The sequence below is a fragment of the Variovorax sp. AB1(2024) genome (assembly GCF_037482385.2).
GTDB lineage: Bacteria > Pseudomonadota > Gammaproteobacteria > Burkholderiales > Burkholderiaceae_C > Variovorax.
The window spans coordinates 3,999,941-4,019,982 of the sequence record NZ_JBBHKP020000001.1 but is presented as its reverse complement, the minus strand read 5'-3'; the positions used below and the strand labels follow the sequence as shown (position 1 = coordinate 4,019,982).

The following is a 20,042-nucleotide window of genomic DNA, read 5'->3' as shown; positions in this document are numbered from 1 at the left end:
TAGTGTCGTAGCCGAAGTGACGTCGATCTGGATTCAAATAATCCGCTTTCTTCCCTAGAAAGCGGACGACGCTTTTTTGACACTGGATACCTCAATGCACGAGGCATCCAGTTCATGAAAGCACAAAGCTCTTGGTACGCAATTCGCCGCCGCACGGCACTGGCCGCTGCCGCGCTGGGTGTCGCCGCGGCGGCCGAGATCTACATCTACGGCGATATCGGCGAAAGCTGGTGGGAAGAAACAGTCAGCGCGTCGTCGTTCGTGCGCGAACTGCAGGCCATCGACGCCGACCAGATCACTGTTCGCATCAACAGCTTCGGCGGCAGCGTGCCCGATGGCCTGGCCATCTTCAACGCACTGCGCCGCCACAAGGCCACTGTCACGACCGAGGTCGATGGCATGGCGTTCTCCATCGCCAGCCTGATCGCGATGGCCGGCGACAAGGTCCACATGGCGAACAACGCCGTGATGATGATCCATGCGCCCTGGACCTATGCGGCAGGGAACAGCGCTGAACTACGCGAAATGGCGGACCAGCTCGACACCTGGGCCGCCGCGATGTCCACCAGCTACGCGCTGCGCACTGGCGACCAGGCCGCCATGCTGGCCCTCGTCACCGATGGCCAGGACCACTACTACACCGCCGAAGAAGCACTCGCGGCGAAGTTCATCGATGGCATCACCGATGCCATGCCCGTTGCTGCGAGCGCTGCTCGCGATCTCCCGCCCAACCGTTACCGCTCGGTGCCAGCTGCTCTGCTGGCCTCGTGCCCATCCGCGGCACCCGCCGCAAATTCCGCTGAAGAGGACCCTATGAAACTCCGTTCCCATCTGCTGCTGACCGCCATCGGCGCGGCCGGCGCCGCTGCGGCCGGCGGCGGAAACGCCGCCGTGCCGGCAAACCCCGCCGTGCAGACGTCTGCACCGGACGCCGCCGCAGTGCTTGCCGCCGACAAGGCTCGCCGCGATGGCATCCGCGCGAGCTTTGCGCGCTTCAAGGCGCAGCCCGGCGTAGAAGCGCTGCAGCAGGCCTGCGAGGACGATCACGCCATCACCATCGAGGCTGCTGGCACCAAGCTGCTTGCACACCTCGCCACGGGCGCTACGCCCGTGGCTGGCGGCCACGTCATCACAGTCGAGGACGAGTCCGACAAGCAGCGCAAGGCAGGCACGCAGGCTCTGCTGGCCCGGGCTGGTCTCGAAAAGATGGAAGGTGCCAACCCGTACCGCGGCTACACCTTGGGCGAGATGGCCCGCGCCAGTCTCACCCGCGCCGGCTTTCGCACCGATGGCATGGACAAGATGCAGTTCGTGGGCGCAGCGTTCACGCACAGCACGAGCGATTTCCCGGGCCTGCTCGCCAACGTGGCCAACAAGGCGTTGCTCAAGGGCTACTCCGAGGCCGAAGAGACCTTCCAGCTCTGGACCCGTGCCGGCAGCCTGGGCGACTTCAAGCCGGGCATGCGCGTCGACCTCAATGCTTTCCCTAGCCTGCGCAAGGTGGCCGAAGGCGCTGAGTACAAGTACGCGACCATGGGCGAGCGTGGCGAAAAAGTGATGCTCGCGACCTACGGCGAGCTCTTCAGCATCACGCGGCAGGCCATCATCAACGACGACCTGGACGCGTTCACCCGCGTGCCTCGCAACATGGGCCGCGCCGCCATCCGCACGGTCGGCGACCTGGTCTATGCCGTGCTGACGGCCAATCCGCAGATGAGCGACGGTGTCCCGCTGTTCCACGCGAGCCACGGCAACCTGCTCGCCGGCGCAGCCATTTCGACGGACTCCGTCGACAAGATGGGTGCGGCAATGGCGGTGCAGAAGCAGGGCAAGGTGCCGCTCAACATCAATCAGAAGTACCTGATCGTGCCGCGTGCCCTCAAGGGCCTCGCCAACACCGTTCGCACCAGCGAGTACGCCGTTGGCGCCGGCAACAACACCACCACGCCCAACATCGCGCGCGAAACCTTCGAGGTCATCTCCGACGCGCGTCTCGATGTGGCCTCGACGTCGGTCTGGTACGGCGCCGCGGACCAGAACGCCAACGACACGATCGAGGTGTCGTACCTGGACGGCAACGACCAGCCGTATCTCGAGCAGAAGGCCGGCTGGAACGTCGACGGGACCGAGTTCAAGGTGCGCATGGACGCCGGCGTCGCGCCGCTGGACTTCCGAACCATGTCGAAGAACCCGGGCGCCTGATCGCCCTCGGTGCCCGGCCTTGGCCGGGCACTCCGGAACCCACCCCGAACTTTCTCAAGGATCCGTCATGAAAAATTTTGTTCAAGAGGGCAACGTGCTCGACTACACCGCCGGTACGGCGGTGTCGTCGGGTGCTGTGGTCGTCATCGGCGTGCGCATCGGCATTGCCGTGAAAGACATCGCTGTCGGTGAAACCGGCCCGCTGCGCGTCAAGGGCGTCGTCGAGCTGGCGAAGCTGTCGACCGATACCCCGGCACAGGGCGCACTGCTGTACTGGGACGCCACCAACAGCCGGCTGACCACCACGGCAAGCGGCAACGTGCTGGCCGGCTACGCGGCCCAGGCCGCCGGCAACGGCGCGACCACCGTCTGGCTTCACCTGAACGCCTGACTCGGCCATGTCCATGCTCCGGTTCGCCGCACTCCAGGCCCGCGTCAATGCGGCCGTGATCGATCGTCTGTCCGAACGGCAGGCCTCGTTCACGCCGAAAGGCGGCGGTGCGGCCCGACCGCTGCAGGGGCTGTATGACGACGCCTATGGCACTCAGCTCGAGCAGATGGCGGGCGACAGCTCTCCGGCGCTGACGGTACGAACCGATCTCGTGCTCGATGCAACCCCCGGGGCCACCCTGATCCTTCTCGCAGTCATCGACGCCGCCGGCGTTCTCGTTGCGCCGGAGGAAACCTTCGAGGTGGTGGAGCCGCAACCCGATGGTGCCGGCTTCACGGTGCTGCGACTGAGGGCCGCCTGATGGCACATGTGCAGCAGCAGATCCTGGAAGCAGTGAAGGCGGTGCTCATCGCAGCCGCGACTGATGCCGGCGAAAACGTGTTCGTCGATCACCTCGACCCGCTGGCCTTGACGCAGCTTCCTGCGCTCCTCATCGAAGAGGCGCCCTCGGGCGAAAGCGTGGCGCCGTCCACCGTCAGTGGCGTGCAGCGGCGAGATCTGCGCGTGAGCATCACGCCGGTTGTCGCTCACGCAACCGAATACGGAGCTCGTGCTCGCGAACTGGGCCTGCAGGTCGAGGTGGCGCTCGCAGCCTCCATGCCGCAACTGCTCAAGCTGGCCAAGGCGGGCTTTGCAATCGAAAGCGGCCGGATGGTGCTCAGCGGCGAAGGCAAGGAAGCCAAGGCCGCGCGCCAGCAGATCTGGCGCTTTTCCTACCTCGTGCGCCCTGGCGCGCCCGATGTAGCTCTCTGATTTTTCACACCGAAAGACCATCATGAACGTCAATATCTGGAGCAACGTGGGCGTCGACGTGCAGACCGTCCTCGGCGCTGCAATCACCATCGACTCGATCAGCAAGGCCAACCCGGCCGTCGCTGGCGCCGTTGCCCACCCGTTCCTGGACGGCGACATCGTGCTCCTGCGAACCAAGGGCATGCGCCAGCTCGACTGGGCCGTGGTGCGGGTCGACAACAAGGCCAGCGGCACCTTCGAGCTCGAAGGCGTCGACTCCACCGGGTTTTCGGCCTTCTCGTCCGGCACGGCCCAGAAGATCACCTTCGGCGCAACTGCCGAGACCTTCCAGGATGTCAGCGCCAATGGCGGCGAAGCAGCCGACGTGAACGTGTCGACCATCCACAGCGACCAGGACACCTCGATCCCGGGCAACCGCACGCCGCTGGTCTTCAACTTCGGCTCCATCTGGGACCCGAGCGATCCGGCGCTGAAAGCCCTCAAGGGCTTCGACCGCAAGAAGTCGCCTTGCGCAATGGTCTTCCGCTTCGCGACCGGTGACCTGGTGTACTTCGCCGCCACGCCGAGCACCTCGCTCGCCCCGGGCGGCAGCGCCGGCGCCGTCGTGACCACGCCCGTGAAGCTGTCCGTGAAGGGCCTGCTCACCACCTATCCGGCGGCGGTCTGAGCACATGGCAATCGCACGAGACAAGGCGGCGACACCCGCCCTGCGCCAAGAGGAAACCCAGGTCGACGCCATCGGCGGCACGGTCATCGTTCGTGGGCTGATGCTGGCCGATCGGCTGGCCCTCTGGGACGAAGAGCAGCCGCGAGACGGCGAGACGCCCGAGGACGCCACGAGGCGCAACAAGGCCACCATCGTCGAGCGCCAGCTCGCCCGCATGGTGGTGCTCGACGACGGCCAGCCGCTCTGGTCGGTGGAGCAATGGAAGGCATTCGGCCAGCAGCACGCGACCGAGGCCTTCCGTCTCTACAACCTCGGCAACAGCTTCTCGGGCGGAGACACCAAGGCCATCGAAAAAAACTGAGGTCCCAGCCGCGTCGCCGGTTCGCGTTTGCGCTGGCGTATCGGCTGGGTTGCACGGTCGAGGAACTGGGGCAGCGCATCAGCGCCCAGGAGTTCGCAGAGTGGTTTGTCTACATGTCGCACGAAGAGCTGCTGCCGGACGTCGAGCGAATCAGGCACGCCCAGATGCAAGCGGCGGTGTTCACCGCCGGCGGCGTGAAGTCGCCGCGCGGGCAGGGCGGCTGGGCGTCCACGGACCTCATGAGCCTCGACGTATGGCCGGAGCCCAAAACCGCGATTCCCAAGCTGCCGCTGGCAAAGCAGGTTGCGCATTTGAACGGATGGATTAAATGAACGAGATCGGCGCTGCCAATGTAGTGATCAACGGCACCGATGCCACCGGTGCCGCGTTCAACTCCGTCAAGGTCGGGCTTCAGAACCTGGGCGTGCAGTCCGATGCAGCCGGCCAGAAACTCACCGGCTCCGGCAAGGCCTTCATCGACTCCCTGCAACGGCAGTCCGACCAGATCGGCAAGACCCGCGCCGAGATCGCTGCATTCCAGGCCCAGCAGCTCGGCGTAGCCGCTGCGGCCGAGCCTTACATCGCGAAACTGCGCCTGGCAGAGCAGGGCACCGCCAGGCTGGGCGTATCGGCCGCACAGACGGCCGCGGCGCTGCGTGGCGTGCCGGCTCAGTTCACCGACATCGTGACCAGCCTGCAGGGCGGCCAGGCGCCGCTGGCCGTGTTCCTGCAGCAGGGGGGCCAGCTCAAGGACATGTTCGGCGGCGCGGGGCCGGCCGCGAGGGCGCTGGGCGGCTACATCGGCGGCCTGGTGAGCCCGCTGACCCTGGCCGCGGCCGCCGTCGCTGCCCTGGCTTACGCCTACTACCAGGCGTCCGAGCGCAACTCGGAGCTCAACAAGGCGCTGGTCACCACCGGCAACTATGCGGGCGTCACCACCAGCCGCCTGCAGGAGCTCACGGCCCAGGTGTCGGCCAACGTCGGTTCCGCTGGCCAGGCTGCGGACGCACTCACGGCCTTGGCTGGCTCTGGCCGCGTTGCCGGCGACGGTCTCGGCCAGGCCGCACAGGCGGCCGTGGCGCTTAACCAGACCGCCGGCATCGCGATCAAGGAAACCGTCGAGAACTTCGTCAAGCTCAGCGACGAGCCGACGAAGGCGTCGGCCAAGCTCAACGAGTCGCTGCACTACCTCACCCAGGCCACCTACGAACGGATCAAGGCCCTCGAGGACGAAGGGCAGAAGCAGCGTGCCGCTTCGGTCGCAGAGGATGCCTACGCCTCGAGCTCGATCAGCCGCATGAAGGATGTCCAGTCGCAGGCCGGCTTCCTCGGCCGCGCCATGTCGGAGACAGCCAAGGCGGCGAAGAACATGTGGGAGTACATCTCCCAGGGCGTCGGCAGCATTGGGCGCGCCGCGACCATCGGCGAGCAGCTCAAGGATCAGACTCGCGTGGTCGAGTACCTGACCACCAACGGGGGCGACCCGGCGAAGCTGCAGGAGGCCAGGGAGAAGCGCAACCAGCTGGCACGCCAGCTCGAGCGGGCCGCGACCAATGCGCAGATGGAAGGGCAACGCCAGCAAGACCAGGAAGCCGGCATTGCCGCGACCGACATGGTCAACAAGTGGCAGGACAAGGCCAAGGGCATCGATGCGGTCACGCGCGAGCTGAAGAAATACCGCGACGGCCTGGAGGCCATCCGCAAGGTCAACCCGAACAGCGCGCTGCTGAGCGACGAAGCCATCAAGGCCGGCGAGGCGGCGATCCGCAAGGAATTCGCGGGCCCGAAGGCGCCGAAGGGCAAGGCGTTCAGCGACGATGCCGGCACGAAGATGCTCGAGCAGCTGCGGCAGCAGGGTGCCGCGACCTCGGCCCAGCTTGAGACGGCCGAGAAGTTGACCGATGCCGAGACGCAGCGGGCCAAATTCAACCAGCTGATCGCCGACCTGAAGGGCAAGGACCAGCTTACCGCCGAGCAGAAGAGCCTGGTCAACGCCCAGGACGCGATCCGGGCGCAGCTCGACATCAACGTCGCGCTCGAGAAGCAGGTGGCCACGAAGAAAGCCGACGCGGAAGAGGAGAAGAAGCAGCTGCAGGCCGCCAAGGAATTCAAGGACCTGGTCCAGGCCACCGACATTCGCATCGCGGAAGCTGCCAAGGGGCGCAGCGAGCAGTACGACCGGCAGCTGAGCGTTTTCGGCCTCGGCAGCCAGGCGGCCGAACGTTTGCAGAGCACGCGGTCGATCTACAAAGAGTTCCAGTCGCTGCAGGCTTCTTTGACGGTCAGCGCCGCGAAAAAGGGCATGCTCGGGTCCGACGACTATAAGGCCGAGGTCGAGAAGATCCAGGGGAGTCTGCAGGATGCCCTCAAGCTCAACGCCGACTACTACGCCGAGCTCGATGCCAAGCGCGCCGACTGGACGAACGGCGCCAGCGCCGCGCTGCAGAACTACCTCGACGACGTCAAGAACGTCGCCAAGAGCACCGAGGAAGCGTTCACCAGCGCGTTCAAGGGCGCCGAAGACGCGCTGACGTCGTTCTTCACGACCGGCAAGCTCAACGGCGGCGAGCTGCTCAAGAGCCTGGCCACGCAAGGCGTTCGCCAGTTCGTGCGCCAGGACATCCTCGGGCCCGCGGCGCAGTACCTGCAATCCTCGGGTCTCTTCGGCTCGGCGAAGGGCGTTGGAGAAGCTAGCGCAGCCACGGCCACAAGCACATTCACCGCATCGCTGACCACGGGTGCGACTGTGGTTTCCACGGCCTTACAGACCCTTGCCTCGGCTGCGACCAGTGCGGCTGCCTCTTTGAGTGCGAGCTCAGCTGCGAGCGGTCTCGGTGGGATTGGCGGTCTAGGCTCGATGGGCATGTTGACAGGCGTCGCCAACGCCATGCCGGGAGATCCGCTCGACAACCTTATCAACCTGACTGGAGGATTTGGAACCGTCCCGAAGATGAGTTTCGCAGTCGGCACCGACTTCGTCCCGCACGACATGTACGCCAAGATCCACAAGGGCGAGGCGATCGTCCGCGCGGCCGACAACACCAGCGGCTCAAGGAGCGGCGACGGCCCGAGGATCGGCCAGTTGATAGTCGGTGACCTGGCCACCGGCCGCTCGGTGCAGAAGGAAATCGCGATGGCGGAGCGCCGCTCGGCAGGCGCACTGTACCGGCGTGAACGCTATGGGGGCGGCTCCTGATGAGCGAAATCGCTTTCCCCGAATTCTTCGAGGATCCCTCCGAATTTTCGCTGCGGGCCATGGTGAACCAGCTCGCCAACGCGTCGCCCTACGGCGGCTCGGAGCAGGTCGTCGACAAGCGCAACGAGCGCTGGCTCGCGACCGTGACCGTCTCGCCCAGGACGCACGATGAAGCCGCCGATCTGGAAGCATGGGTTGCGTCCATGCGCGGCATGACCAACTGGGTTCAGCTCTACCACCTGCAGCGGCCGGAACCGCGCGGCACGATGCGCGGTGCGCCGACAGTGCAGGCCACCGCCGCGGGCCTGGGCTCGCTGCGGATCAACACGACCGCCGGCGCAACCCTGCTCGCCGGCGACATGATCGGAATCTCAGGGCTCCTCCTGCAGGTCCAGCAGCGTTGCGTGGCGGATGGAACAGGTCTGCTCATCGTGCCGATCGTCAACCGGCTGCGCAAGGCGCTGGCTGGCGGTGCGCCCGTGGTGTGGAACAGGCCAACGGCGCTCTTCAGATTCCGCGCAGTGCCGGAACCCGTGAGCTACGCGCCTGGCTACACGCCAGAGGCCACATTCGATTTCATGGAGTACGTCGCATGAGGTCGTACTCGCCATCGGTCCTCTCGGCCTTGAGCGCGCCGCGTCTGAGCATTGCGCAACTGGTCCTCATGACCTTCGCTACGGGCATCGTCGCGTTGACCTCGGCAAATCACGACATCGTCTACGCCGGCGTCACGTACAGGGGCGCAGCGGGGCTGGGTGCAATCAGCGAAATCCAGGACGCGCCGGGAGATGTGAAGGGTCTTCAGTTCGAGATGTCGGGCGTGACGAGCGAGGCCATCGGGCTGGCTCTTTCGGACTCTTCCATCGTGCAGGGGTCGCCTGTCGTGATCCGGCTGGCCATCCTGAGCGATGACGGCGTAGTCCTCGATGCCCCGATCGACTGGGAAGGCATCCTCGACACGATGCCCATCGAAGAGACGGGCGACAACTGCACGATCGCCATCACGGCGGAGAGTTCGGCAGTCGACTTCCTGCGCGGCAATGCGTTGACGACGAGCAACGCAGACCAGCAGTTTCTCTACCCGGGCGACAGGGCTTTCGAGTACGTCGAGAGCCAGGCCAACGTGCCGATCGTCTGGCCCACCAAGCAACTTTTCATGGCGATGCGGTGATGAGGCTTCCCGACTGGCAAACCCGCTTCTCCCGCTTCGGCCAGGAGCGTGCTCGAGCTCCTTTTGTGTGGGGCACGAACGACTGCTGCATGCATGCCGCTGCGGCCGTCGAAGCGATCACGGGCACCAATCCGATGGCTGCATTCGAGTCTTATGGGACCGAAGCAGGGCCGCGGCGCAAGGCACTTCGGAGGCTCCTGCGCCAGTTGGACAAGGTGGGCGGTCTGCAAGCCCTGGTGACTGCGCATATGGGCGAGCCAATCCGACCCGTCATGGCGACGGTCGGCGACGTCGTGCTGGTCCGCAATGAGGGCCGCGAACTGCTTGCGATCTGCAACGGCGTGAACGCGATGGGGCCAGGCCGAGACGGCATGGTGTCCCTGTCGATGCAAGATGCCCTCGCGGCCTGGAGAGTCTGATGCCACAAGCAATTGCATGGGGTATCGCCAGCGTGGTCGGCTCCGCGACAGTGACGACCGGGATACTCGTGGCCGCCTATGCAGTCACGATCGTGGGCACTCTGGCACTGAGCAGCTACCAGAAGAACAAGGCCGAGCGCGCCGCCCGATCGCAGTTCGACGCCGCCCAGGTCGATCGACTCGCCAACGTTCCGGGCACCGTCGTGCCGCGCGAGCTCGTGCTGGGCAGGATCCGCAAGGGCGGCCACGTCTTCTTCAAGACCAGTGTCGGGCAGTTCAAGGAACTGTTCATCATGTGCGTGGCCGTGGCTGAGCACGAGATCGACGGCATCGAGCAGATATACCTCAACGACCAGCCGGTCGACGTGAACGAGGTTGGCCAGGTCACGACGGCGCCCTACGGGCAGGCCGCGACCATCAGCGACCAGAAGATCTCGTTCTCGACCACGGTTGTGCTGGACCACGATCCGCTGCCCGGCTCCGTCTCGGCGACCGAGTCGCCGTTCGGCATGGTCGGCGGTCACGAGGTGCAGTGCAGTGTCGACGGCCGCGTGGTCACCATCATCAACCCGCTGCCAGGCTGGTACTTCACGGTTTACTACCAGTACGCGGGATTCAATTCCTTCGTCAACATTCGCTGGCATCTGGGGTCGCCGGACCAGACGGCGGACGGCGGCATGACCGCCATGCTGCCCGGCGTTTGGACCTGGGACCACCGCGCGCGCGGGGTGGCATACCTGGTGTGCCAATTCGCTTACAACGACACGGCGCTGCCATCTGGCATTCCCACGGTGACGGCGCGCATTCGGGGCGCGAGGGTCTATGACCCGCGAGACGGTGCCACGCGGTTCTCGGAAAATCCTGCGCTGCTGATGCGGCACGTGATCACGCATCCACAGTTCGGGAAGCGGACCTCCATCTCTGCGGCCGAGGATGCCCGCTTCATTGCAGCCGCCAATGCTTGCGATACCGGCATCAGCTACACCGGCTCCGACTGGGTGCCGATGTTCCGCGCTGCCTCGGTCTTCCCGTTCGGCTCGCGAGCGCGCGACGTGCTCGATGACCTCGCCCAGGCCATGGGCGGAGAGTGGGCGTATGCAGCCGGCGAGTTCTACGTGCGTGCGGGTGTCTACCAGCTGCCCGTGATGGATCTCACCGACGAGGACCTGGTTGTCGAACAGCGTGCAGTTGATGGATCGGTGACGCAACTCCCGATGACCATCAGCCCACATCGCCCGCGCGCCGAGAAGGTGAACATGGTCGCCATCCGGATCTGGGACCAGGCGGCGAACTACGTCGAGACAGCCATCAGGCCGCTGCGGGCCGATGCGCTGGTCGCGGATGACGGCGCCGAGCTTTCGCAGGAAGTCACCATGCCGGCAGTGTTCTACGCCGGGCAGGCTTGGCACATCGCTGGAATCATGCTGCGTGACGGCCGCGACCCCATGACGGCCATTTTGCCGTTCAAGATGCGGGCCTACCCGCTCGAGATCTTCGACGGCATACGGCTCACGCTCACCCGATACGGCATCGTCAATAAGGAGTTCCGCATTGTCGGCCGCACCTTCAATCCGAACGGCGTGGTGCAGCTGTCTTTGAAGGAAACAACTGCGGCGATCTTCCAGTATGGGGCAGGGTTCCTTCCTGGCGGCTACGCGCCGAACACCGGATTGCCGAAGCCGTGGGACATCAGGCCCCCTTCGATACTGTCGATCTCAAGTGGCGAAGATCAGCTCATCGTCCAGAACGACGGCACGATCATCAACGGCGTCCGCGTGACATGGGCGCCGATCGCGGATCAATCGATCGCGATCGGTGGCAACGTTGAGCTTCAGTACATGGTTTTGCCCTCGAGTCCGTGGGTGAGCGTCCTGGTGCCTGGCGACGCTAAGGAGGTGAAGTTCTATGGCGTAGAGGACCTGGCGATGATCATGGTCCGCCTGCGCACGCGCAACAGCCTGGCGGTGAGTGACTGGGGCGCGCAGGTCTTGCACCAGGTGATCGGCAAGACCGAGCCGCCGCCCAACATCGAAAACCTGTCGATCTCCGGCAGCGTGCTGTCGTGGACGATGCCTCGGCGCGTGCCTGACCTGGCCGGCTTCGTGTTTCGCTTCCAGTACGGCAACAACCTCGACTGGAACAGTGCCGCACAACTGCATAACGGTCTGATCACCGAGTCGCCCTACGACCTCATCACACGCCCGGGCGGTGTCGTCACCATCATGGGCAAGGCGCAAGACACCAGCGGAAATCAGTCGCTGGCCACCGCCAACATCGTGATGAACCTGGGCGACCCGCCGATCGCCAACATCCTGGAGCAATGGAACTTCGACGCGCTGGGATGGCCCTACGACACCAGCGAGTCGAGCGGCTGGACCATCGTGGCCGGCGACCCATCAGCGGATGCTCTCGATTCGTTCTACGGCACTGACGACCAGAGTTTCTACGGTGGCGACACCCAGCCTTTCTACGACGCTGGCACCTATGGGCGGATGATCTACGTGACGCCGCCGGTGTCGATCAATTCGGCACTGGCCGGCTCGATCATGACGCTGGATGCTGGTGTTCAAGGCACCGACCTGCACATCGACTATCGCCTTGCCGGGCCTGGCTCGTTCTACGGGCAGGACACGGATTCGTTCTATGGCCCTGACGCTGAGCCCTTCTACGGGCCGCCTGGGGCATGGATGCCCTGGCCCGGCCAGATCATCGCTGCGCGCGATGCGTACCAGTTCCGCGTGACCATCGGCGCCGGCACGGATCGCGGCATCCTGCAATCGCTTGTGCTGACGGTCGACGCGCCCGACATAGAGGAAGAGGTGGCGGACCTGGTCATCGCAGCAGGCGGGACGCTCATCCCCTACACAAAAAACTTTACGTCGATCAAGACCATCCAGATCACGCTGCAGGCAAACGGCAGCGGGGCGGTCACAGCTGAGTCGACAAAGACGCCCAACCTTTCTCCCAAGGTCACGGCCTACAACGCCGCGCATACCTCTGTGGCTGGTGCGTCCGCAGACATCACCCTCAAGGGCTACTAGCCCGCAATCCAGAAAGGAAAACCATGGCAGCCCCACCCGCAAGAACAGAGATCTCCGCCCCATACCCGAACCCGTCTAACGCCGTCGCACGCGATGGCTTCGGCAAGCTCTGGGACTACGTAATCGGATTGCTGGGCCTCACCGGTCTCATTGCAGATGCGCGCGCAGCGCTGGGCTTCGGCACCGGTGTCGTGCTGCTGCGGACGACGATCTATACGCGGGTCGGTGGCGTGCAGATGGTCAGCGTCGACGGCGGGGCGCCGACCTCCACCGGCGCCACCACTTTCACCAAGCAGGCTGCGACAGCCTTCATCGAGGTGGAGAGCGAGGCCCCGGGCGGTGGCAGCGGCGGCAATCCAACCACCACCGTATCCCAACAGGTGTTTACCGCTGGCGGCGGTGGCGGCTCCTATGGGGTAGGTCGGTACACCGGCACCTTGGCCGGCATTTCTGTCACGGTGGGCCTCGCTGGAACAGCAGGTGGTCTGAACGCCGCCGGCGGCAACGGCGGCACCAACAGTTTCGGTTCTCTGCTGACGGTGCCCGGTGGACTTGGTAGTCCGCCCGGCATCGCTGGTGGTGGCCAGTGGAGCGTTGGCGGCACTGCTGGCGGTGGTCTGCCCACCGGGGCGAACATTCTCGCGCGTGCAGGGGGCACCTCGCTGCAGGTGCTGTCGTCGGCACTCGGCTATCTGAGCTCTCTGCAGGGCGGTGCCAGCGGGTCTGGTGCGACCAACAGCTACGGCGCTGGTGCCGGCGGCAAATACAACGGCCCAGGCACGGCATCGCCGCAGACCGGCTTCGCAGCTCAGTACGACGGCCGCATCGTCGTGAGGGAATACGCATGAAAACATACGCTCGCATCGTTTCAGGTCTCGTCGTCGAGGTCTTTCCGCCGGCCTACCAGTTGGAGGATGTGTTCATCCCAGGCGTGTCGGCCGTGCCGCCGAGCCCGGCGAATCCCAACGGCACGCCCGAAGTGCTGCCGGTGCTGATCCACAGCAAGGGCGATGAAATCCCGATTGCGGATCGGTTTCATCCGGACTTCGTGGCCGAGCTCATCCCCGTGCCGGAAGGGGTGGAGGTGGCGCCCGGCGACTCGTTCGATGGAATCACCTTCGGACCGCCGCCAGCGCCGCCCGTGCCGCCTGCGCCCACCGCTGCAGACGTTCGGGCGATGCGTGATGCACTGCTCGCGGAGGCGACGCTTCGAATCGACCCGCTCTCAGATGCTGTGGAACTCGACGAAGCAACACCGGCGGAGATCGCCGCGCTCAAGGCCTGGCGGCAGTACCGCGTCGCGCTCAACCGCATCGAACAGCAGGCCGGATTTCCCGCTGCGGTCGATTGGCCGAAGGCACCGTCATGAGCGGGCAGCTTCTGCGAACAACGGTCTACACGCGCGTCGGTGGCGCGTTGCAAGTCGGGGGTACAGCTGGTGGCCGATCAGGCTCGGCCAGCTTCAACAGGGCGACTGGCACGGTCGTCGTGACCGTCGGCGCTTGCATCTGCGGCGGCGGTGGTGGTGGGGCCACGGCTTTCGGGATGCTGAAGTCTGTGGGCGAAGGTGGTGGTGGCCGGCGCGAGGTGACTCCATGACTCCTTTCAACGAGCGCAACTGCGTGCGGGTCTTCAAGTTGATCTTTTTTACGGCTGACACCATCACCGTGCGCCTGTTGCTGGCCGGCGCATCCTTCTTCTACGCCGTGCTGCTGGTGTGGCCGGCAAGCGCCGGAGAGCCGGCACTCTTCGATCGGCCGGCCTATGCGCTCATGGCACTCGTACCGGGTGGCGAATGGACGTGGGCCACCGCGTTCCTTCTGCACTGGGCCGGCGTGCACTGGCGTGCGATTGACCCGGTGGAGCGCGTGCCGTGGGGCCTTGCGGTGAACATCCTCGGCCTGGTGATCTGGAGCTACTCCACGGCCGCCCTCAACATTTCGCTCGGCCGCATCCTGCCTGGCACCGCGCTCGAATGGACGATGGTGGCCGCCAGCGCATGGGCCCTGTACCGCACCGGTCTGCGTCGAGAGGTGGTGAGTGACTGATGGCAAAAGAACTGACCTCCGCCACCGTACAGCAGCTGGCCAACCCGCCGACCGCGTTCCCTGTGAACGGTGAAACCGCGGGCTGGCTGGGCTTCTTCGTGTCCGCCCTCGTCGGCGTGGTCCTGCACCTGCGCCGCAAGACGAGCCGCGACGGCGTTGAGATCCTCAAGGACCGCACCGAGGGCGCTCTGCTCAAGACCGCACTCGAGGAGCGCGACAACGCCATGCGCATGGCCAACGAAGCCTGGGCCAAGGCCAACGGCGATGCCGGAACGATCGGGCAGCTCAAGGCCGAAAACGAATACCTCAAGCGCGAGCTCGTCGACGCGCGTGCACAGATCACGGCCGTGCGCCGCGGCGTGCAGCAAGTCGGCAAACAGGTCGACGTCACGGAAAACAACCTGTCGAAGGTCGAGCGCCGCGTTGGCGCCACCGGCCCGGCACCACTCGGAGATCAATGATGAAGCGCACCCCTGAGCAATGGAGGCAGATCCTCTGCCGCCTCGGCGTCCAGTTGTCGACCGCGCAGCGTTGGGCCGATGTCTTCGCCGACGAGATCAAGGAAAACACCTTCTCGAAGGGCGACGTCGAGCTGCTCGATTTCCTGCCCACGATCCTGCACGAATCGAAGATGCTCGAGCGGATGGAAGAGAGCCTCAACTACAAGGCCGAAGCGCTGGTGCCCACGTTCAGCGCCCACCGAATCACTCCCGCCCAGGCACAGCAGTACGGACGTATAGACGGCAAGCAAGCGGCCAATCAGCGCGCGATCGCCAACATCGTCTACGGTGGCGCCTGGGGCCGCGAGAACCTCGGCAACATCCTGCCCGAAGATGGATGGACATACCGGGGGCGCAGTCCGGGACAGATCACCGGCCGGGCCAACTATGCGCGAGTGGGCGACCTGATCGGCCAGAACCTCGTCGGCATCCCCGATCTGCTCAGCCAGCCGCGGTTCGCCCTCGACGCCTTCATCGCCTGGTGGGAGGACCGCATCCCCGACAGCATGCTCGGCGAGACGACCGCGATCCGCAAACGCGTGAACGGCGGCATCATCGGGCTCGCCGAGGTGCAGGCCCTCACCACCAAGGCGCGCGCCGCGCTGGAGGCATGAACATGGATTTCGACTGGAAAGCAACCATCGGCGCCGTGGCGCCCGGCCTCGCAACTGCGCTCGGTGGGCCGCTCGCCGGCGCCGCCGTCAAGGTCATCGCCGACAAGGTGCTGGGAAGGCCAGACGCCTCCGAGCAGGATGTCGCGGCCGCGCTGGCCAGCGGAAGCCTGACGGGCGAGCAGATCGTCGCCCTGAAGGCCGCCGAGCAGACCTTCCAGGTGGAAATGGCAAAGGTCGACCAGGCCACCCAGGCTGCAGCCATCGACGACACGAAGAGCGCGCGCCAGCAGACGGTCGACCTTGCGAAAGAGCAGTCTTCGATCGCCTGGGGTGCACCCGTGGTCTCCACGCTGATCGTGGTCGGCTACTTCTTCTGCATCTACCGGCTGTTCATCGTGCCGGCCGATCTCCCGCCGAATGCCTTCCAACTGCTGAACGTCATGTTCGGCGCGCTGTCGATCGCCTTCGGGCAGGTGTGCAACTACTGGCTCGGATCATCGGCAGGATCGCGGCGCGCGGGCGATGCGGTGCGCAAGATTGCTGAGCAGGCCGGCGCGAGGTAGCACGCTCGCACTTTCGCTGACTCCCTCGCTCCGCTTTGCCTCGAGCAACGATACATGGGCAGGTATCCTCCGTCCGATGAAATGGGAAAACAGCTTCTTGGCCAGCGTGCCAGGCCTATCGCAGTGGCTACCCGCGACCGCTGTCGTCGCGGTCCTCGTTTTTATGTTGAGAGAGTTCCTGGAGTGGCGACGTCGCCGCGCTGCTGATGCGCGGAAGCTCCGAGCAATTCAGAAAGTGCTTGCGCGGGAATGCGAACTGAATCACTGGCGAATCGATCAACTGCTTAAGGCGCTAACCGACATGCGAGAGGTTGGCGTTCAGGAGGATGCCACCAGAGTTTCGTTTATAGAGAGCGCCAGCGGCGGGTTCGTAGTGACGATCACAAGCCGCGACGGACGCAGTAGCAGGGGAGGGATGCTGCTGAGAATTCAAAAAGACGTGCTCTCGAAGCACCTCGTCGAGATCGCCGCGTTAAGCGAGAAACTCTCCCCTCTGTGCGAGTCCGCGCTCGATGCTTTGGCCGAGGCCGAGCATGTTTTCAACTCATTGGTCTATGGCCCGGACGCACACTTCCCATCTACTCGGGAAAATTACTTTGATGGGTTGATCGACTATGGTATTGAGGAATTGAATGAGTCTGCACTTGCCGTAAAAAGACTCTACTTCTCCTGCACAGGCCATGAATTGATCCGAGGAAGGCTTAGGTAACGGCCTTCGCCTGCTCCGAGGGTGAGCGGCTGCGTGTTTTTTAACGAACGTCGCGCGATAGGCAGGTTGCGGTGCAAATTGTATTCGGGGATATGCGTGCCAGCGCTCAGAAGGTTGGTGTCTTCCCCGGTAGTGGCTTGGCTGCGGCGGGGGAGTCGTTTGTGGCGCCCACCGAGTACAGGTCGCTGCGTCGATATATGCTCTCCGGCGCTACAACTAGGCGAGCTATGACAATTCGATGGGACGAGACATGGCACCGCTTGCGGGAATGGACGAATGGGTCCGCACCGTCAGAGCGATTAGCAGCCCAGGTGCTGCAGAGTGAAGGCTTCACGGGCCTAGATCCAAGCCATCCCCTTGGCGGACCTGATGGCGGTATCGACGGGATCTGTTTGAGATCCGGAAAACGTTGGTCGATGGCGGTCTATTTTCCCCTCGGCCAGCAAACAACCCGTGTGGTTCGAAAGAAGTTTGCGGCGGATGGGGCGAAGGCACGGGCCGCTGGAGTTGATGGCTTTGCGTTTGTCACTAACCAGGCCATCACGCATAGCACCAGGACGACTTTGATCGGCATGGCGGCGCCGATGTTGGTGGAGATATACCACCTGGAGCGAATTGTCGCGATCCTCGACCATCCACCGATGCACACTGCGCGAGCTCAGTTTCTCGGCTTCGGCGGCGAAGCTCCAAGTATTCAGAATGGAGGCCTCGGCGGGTCCGGTCTTGGAGCTGGCGGCGGCGGTGGTGGGGTGATTGGATCGGCAAACTCCCGCGGCGGTGACGGCGGCAAGGGAGGCAACATCTCTTCGGTCGGAGGGCCGGGAACTGCGCCGGGAGCGGGCGGTGGGGGAGCTGGTGCTGAGGGAGAAGGCGCGGTAGGCGGCGAAGGTGGGGGAGGCGGAGAAAGCGTCGTTGGAATTTTTAACGTAGCGGATCTGCCGAAGGAAATTCCGATCCACATTGGCGCAGGCGGGCGGGGCGGCAACGGTAATGGAGAAGACGGTGGCGATACGACGTTCGGAGATTTGCTGCGCGCGCGCGGTGGCAAGGGTGGCAGGGCTGGTCGCTCGACTTCAGGCGAGCGAACGGCTACCGCCGATGATCTGTCCATGGGCCTACGGATTTCGGCTCTTCTCGCCGCCGAGCAAGTACTAATTCGGCAAGACGGCCTGCTATATCTGACTGCCTGCGGGTTCGAGCATCTCAGTTTTGCCCAATACCCAGCCGAGGCCAACATTGTTCTAGCCGGGAGTCTCTATTTTGGGAGGGTGGAGCCGGAGACGCGTTTGACGCTTACCGCACGCGTGATTTCGGAAGCGGGTAGAGTGGCCTCTGAGACGCTGTTCGTAGTAGCGAGCGGCCCCTCGCGCGCCGTGACTCGGCCGAATTTTGCACACCTTGTTCAATGGACTGCGGATGCCCCTGGTGTTTGGCTAGTGGTGATCGCTTCAGGGCCCTTCGAACTTGCAACGCTGCCTATTGAGTTGAAGTCGTTGCCGACTCCCTAGGCCAACGGAGGGCGTCGGAAGGTAAACCAATGGATTGCTCTAGGCCCTGGCAATTGGCACCTGGCGCCAGTCGGTCGTGTACTGCGGCGTGCGCCTCAGCTGCTTCATGGTCCATCCCCGCCGGTCGCCCCCCTTCCCTGCGCTGGCCAGGCGGAGAGTGCCCTTGCCGTACCGGTCGTTGAGCACGTCGACGGCCTGCATCAGCTTCCCGCGCTCCCGGCCTTCTTCGTCCTCGAGGTCGAGCTCCTCCTGCAGCACGCTGCCGTCGCTGAGCTCGAGCAGCATCACGCCGGCCTTGGCCAGGTCATAGCCCGGCTCGAAAAGGCACTGCAGGCCGAGCACGGCCGCCTGCGTGATGGCTCCTGTGTCCGAGGTAGGGCGGCGCAGCGGCACCGTCAGCGATCGCGCGAAGCGCGGGCCTGGCCGGAAAGGCGAGGTGTGTGCGAACACCAGCACCATGCCCGCCAGGCTGCCCTGGCGGCGCAGCTTTTCGGCCGCTCGAGCCGCGAACTCGCTGACGGCCTCGATGAGCGCCGGCAGCTCGCGAACCGGCTGCCCGAATGACCTGGTGCACGCGATCTCTTTCTTCGGCGCCGGCGCGTCGTCGAGATCGATGCATGGCAGGCCCTGCAGCTCGCGCACGGTGCGCTCGAGCACCACCGACCACCGGCGCCGGGCTGTGGCTGGATCCAGGCGGGAGAGATCCAGCGCGGTGTTCACGCCACCTTCGCGCAGCTGCTCGCCGATCCGCCGGCCCACTCCCCAGATCTCGCCCACGTCGGTGCTCGACAAAAGGGCCGACATTTCGTCCGAAGAGAGCGCAGAGAGGTCGCAAACCTGCGCCTGAAGGGCAGGGTAGCTCCCTGGCTTGCGCTCGGCCGTCTTGGCGATGTGGTTGGCGAGCTTGGCCAGGGTCTTCGTCGGCCCGATGCCGACGCAGCAGGGAATGCCGATCCACTGCAGGATCCGCTCTCGCACGAGCCGCGCTCGGCCGCGCAGATCGCCCGGTATGCCCGACAGGTCGATGAACGACTCGTCGATCGAATAGATCTCCTGTTCCGCGCCCAGCCCGGCCGCCAAGCTCATCATGCGGTCGCTCATGTCGCCGTACAGCGTGAAGTTGGCCGACAGCGCGACCAGGCCGGCCTGCTCCTCCAGGTGGCGAAACTCGAAGTGCGGCTGCGCCATCTTCACTCCCAGCGCCTTGGCCTCGTCGCTGCGGCTGATCGCGCAGCCGTCGTTGTTGCTCAGAACGACGACAGGGCGCCCCTGCAGGCTCGGCCGAAAGACCCGCTCGCAGGACACGTAGAAATTGTTGCCGTCGACGAGCGCGAACATTTCACGTCTGGAATTGCTTGATGCAGCTCGTGACCACGCCCCATACCTCGATCGTCTGGCCCTCGGAGGGCGTGATGTCGGGGTACGTAGGGTTGCCTGCCTTCAGCTTGAGGCGGCCCGCGCGCAGGTGGAGCTGCTTGACGGCGAAGTCGCCGTCGACAACGGCCACCACGATCTGCCCGTGCCGCGGCTTGATCGCCCTGTTGACCAGGAGCAGGTCGCCATCTTCGATGCCGCAGTCCCGCATGCTGTCACCGGCTACGCGGAGGAAAAAGGTCGCCTGGGGATGCGTCACCAGCACAGAGTTCAGATCGATCCGCTTGACCAGGAAGTCCTCGGCGGGTGAGGGAAAGCCGGCGTGGACGGTCGCGTCAGCTATGGGCAGCATCAAGCGTTCAGTGGCCACGGCCACCGGAATTGCTTGCGCCGGAATACTGTTCATACATACAGTATAGGCGGATCGATTGTGAACATGTAACTCCGAAGTCTTACGGCGCCTCG

At 64.7% G+C, this 20,042-nt stretch carries 22 protein-coding genes; 20 read left to right on the top strand and 2 right to left on the bottom strand.

The features are described from left to right. Positions 1-114 precede the first annotated feature (114 nt). The 20 genes from WIX39_RS18750 to WIX39_RS18655 all read left to right on the top strand — a co-directional run bounded on the left by WIX39_RS18750 (position 115) and on the right by WIX39_RS18655 (position 18,203). Positions 115-2,202 (top strand): ClpP-like prohead protease/major capsid protein fusion protein, encoded by a 2,088-nt coding sequence (locus WIX39_RS18750; protein ID WP_409195592.1) that lies wholly within the window; start codon positions 115-117, stop codon positions 2,200-2,202. Positions 2,203-2,269: 67 nt separating this feature from the next. Then, the gene (locus tag WIX39_RS18745) at positions 2,270-2,593 is read left to right on the top strand and encodes a DUF2190 family protein (RefSeq protein ID WP_409195591.1); all 324 of its coding nucleotides are present in this window, start codon (positions 2,270-2,272) and stop codon (positions 2,591-2,593) included. A gap of 7 nt (positions 2,594-2,600) precedes the next feature. Further along, positions 2,601-2,954 carry a head-tail joining protein gene (locus WIX39_RS18740; protein WP_409195590.1) on the top strand — a complete coding sequence of 118 codons (354 nt, stop codon included), beginning with the start codon at positions 2,601-2,603 and terminating at the stop codon, positions 2,952-2,954. Further along, on the top strand, positions 2,954-3,406 hold the full coding sequence (locus tag WIX39_RS18735; protein WP_409195589.1) for a hypothetical protein: 453 nt from the start codon (positions 2,954-2,956) through the stop codon (positions 3,404-3,406). The genes WIX39_RS18740 and WIX39_RS18735 overlap by 1 nt, the downstream gene beginning before the upstream one ends. Before the next feature lie 22 nt (positions 3,407-3,428). Continuing rightward, positions 3,429-4,073 carry a phage tail tube protein gene (locus WIX39_RS18730; RefSeq protein WP_409195588.1) on the top strand — a complete coding sequence of 215 codons (645 nt, stop codon included), beginning with the start codon at positions 3,429-3,431 and terminating at the stop codon, positions 4,071-4,073. Positions 4,074-4,077: 4 nt separating this feature from the next. Further along, entirely contained in the window at positions 4,078-4,434 is a 357-nt protein-coding gene (locus WIX39_RS18725) for a hypothetical protein (RefSeq protein WP_409195587.1), read from the top strand. Between the two features lie 113 nt (positions 4,435-4,547). Beyond that, positions 4,548-4,766: a hypothetical protein gene (locus tag WIX39_RS18720; RefSeq protein WP_409195586.1), complete on the top strand. Its 219-nt coding sequence runs from the start codon at positions 4,548-4,550 to the stop codon at positions 4,764-4,766. Then, entirely contained in the window at positions 4,763-7,630 is a 2,868-nt protein-coding gene (locus tag WIX39_RS18715) for a phage tail tape measure protein (RefSeq protein ID WP_409195585.1), read from the top strand. The genes WIX39_RS18720 and WIX39_RS18715 overlap by 4 nt, the downstream gene beginning before the upstream one ends. Then, complete coding sequence (locus WIX39_RS18710) at positions 7,630-8,226, top strand: hypothetical protein (protein WP_409195584.1); 597 nt, start codon at positions 7,630-7,632, stop codon at positions 8,224-8,226. Before WIX39_RS18715 ends, WIX39_RS18710 begins: the two co-directional genes overlap by 1 nt. Positions 8,227-8,294: 68 nt before the next feature. Next, positions 8,295-8,801: a hypothetical protein gene (locus WIX39_RS18705; RefSeq protein WP_409195583.1), complete on the top strand. Its 507-nt coding sequence runs from the start codon at positions 8,295-8,297 to the stop codon at positions 8,799-8,801. After that, on the top strand, positions 8,801-9,220 hold the full coding sequence (locus WIX39_RS18700) for a DUF6950 family protein (protein ID WP_409195582.1): 420 nt from the start codon (positions 8,801-8,803) through the stop codon (positions 9,218-9,220). The genes WIX39_RS18705 and WIX39_RS18700 overlap by 1 nt, the downstream gene beginning before the upstream one ends. Further along, positions 9,220-12,261, top strand: coding sequence for a phage tail protein (locus tag WIX39_RS18695; protein ID WP_409195581.1), 3,042 nt, complete (start codon positions 9,220-9,222; stop codon positions 12,259-12,261). Before WIX39_RS18700 ends, WIX39_RS18695 begins: the two co-directional genes overlap by 1 nt. A 23-nt stretch (positions 12,262-12,284) precedes the next feature. Then, entirely contained in the window at positions 12,285-13,109 is an 825-nt protein-coding gene (locus WIX39_RS18690) for a hypothetical protein (protein ID WP_409195580.1), read from the top strand. Further along, on the top strand, positions 13,106-13,630 hold the full coding sequence (locus WIX39_RS18685) for a tail fiber assembly protein (RefSeq protein ID WP_409195579.1): 525 nt from the start codon (positions 13,106-13,108) through the stop codon (positions 13,628-13,630). Before WIX39_RS18690 ends, WIX39_RS18685 begins: the two co-directional genes overlap by 4 nt. Before the next feature lie 226 nt (positions 13,631-13,856). After that, complete coding sequence (locus WIX39_RS18680) at positions 13,857-14,309, top strand: hypothetical protein (RefSeq protein ID WP_409195578.1); 453 nt, start codon at positions 13,857-13,859, stop codon at positions 14,307-14,309. Further along, positions 14,309-14,770 carry a hypothetical protein gene (locus WIX39_RS18675; protein ID WP_409195577.1) on the top strand — a complete coding sequence of 154 codons (462 nt, stop codon included), beginning with the start codon at positions 14,309-14,311 and terminating at the stop codon, positions 14,768-14,770. The genes WIX39_RS18680 and WIX39_RS18675 overlap by 1 nt, the downstream gene beginning before the upstream one ends. Continuing rightward, positions 14,770-15,423, top strand: coding sequence for a glycoside hydrolase family 19 protein (locus tag WIX39_RS18670; protein ID WP_409195576.1), 654 nt, complete (start codon positions 14,770-14,772; stop codon positions 15,421-15,423). Before WIX39_RS18675 ends, WIX39_RS18670 begins: the two co-directional genes overlap by 1 nt. 2 nt (positions 15,424-15,425) lie before the next feature. Beyond that, positions 15,426-15,986, top strand: coding sequence for a hypothetical protein (locus WIX39_RS18665; RefSeq protein WP_409195575.1), 561 nt, complete (start codon positions 15,426-15,428; stop codon positions 15,984-15,986). 76 nt (positions 15,987-16,062) lie between these two features. Further along, on the top strand, positions 16,063-16,695 hold the full coding sequence (locus tag WIX39_RS18660) for a hypothetical protein (RefSeq protein ID WP_409195574.1): 633 nt from the start codon (positions 16,063-16,065) through the stop codon (positions 16,693-16,695). Between the two features lie 416 nt (positions 16,696-17,111). Continuing rightward, on the top strand, positions 17,112-18,203 hold the full coding sequence (locus WIX39_RS18655; RefSeq protein ID WP_409195573.1) for a hypothetical protein: 1,092 nt from the start codon (positions 17,112-17,114) through the stop codon (positions 18,201-18,203). Positions 18,204-18,242: 39 nt separating this feature from the next. Here the strand turns inward: WIX39_RS18655 and WIX39_RS18650 are convergent, their stop codons facing one another. Then, positions 18,243-19,541, bottom strand: a complete 1,299-nt coding sequence (locus WIX39_RS18650; protein WP_409195572.1) for a Y-family DNA polymerase — start codon at positions 19,539-19,541, stop codon at positions 18,243-18,245. A 1-nt stretch (position 19,542) separates the two neighbouring features. Further along, positions 19,543-19,983 carry a LexA family protein gene (locus WIX39_RS18645; protein WP_409195571.1) on the bottom strand — a complete coding sequence of 147 codons (441 nt, stop codon included), beginning with the start codon at positions 19,981-19,983 and terminating at the stop codon, positions 19,543-19,545. Positions 19,984-20,042 lie beyond the last annotated feature (59 nt).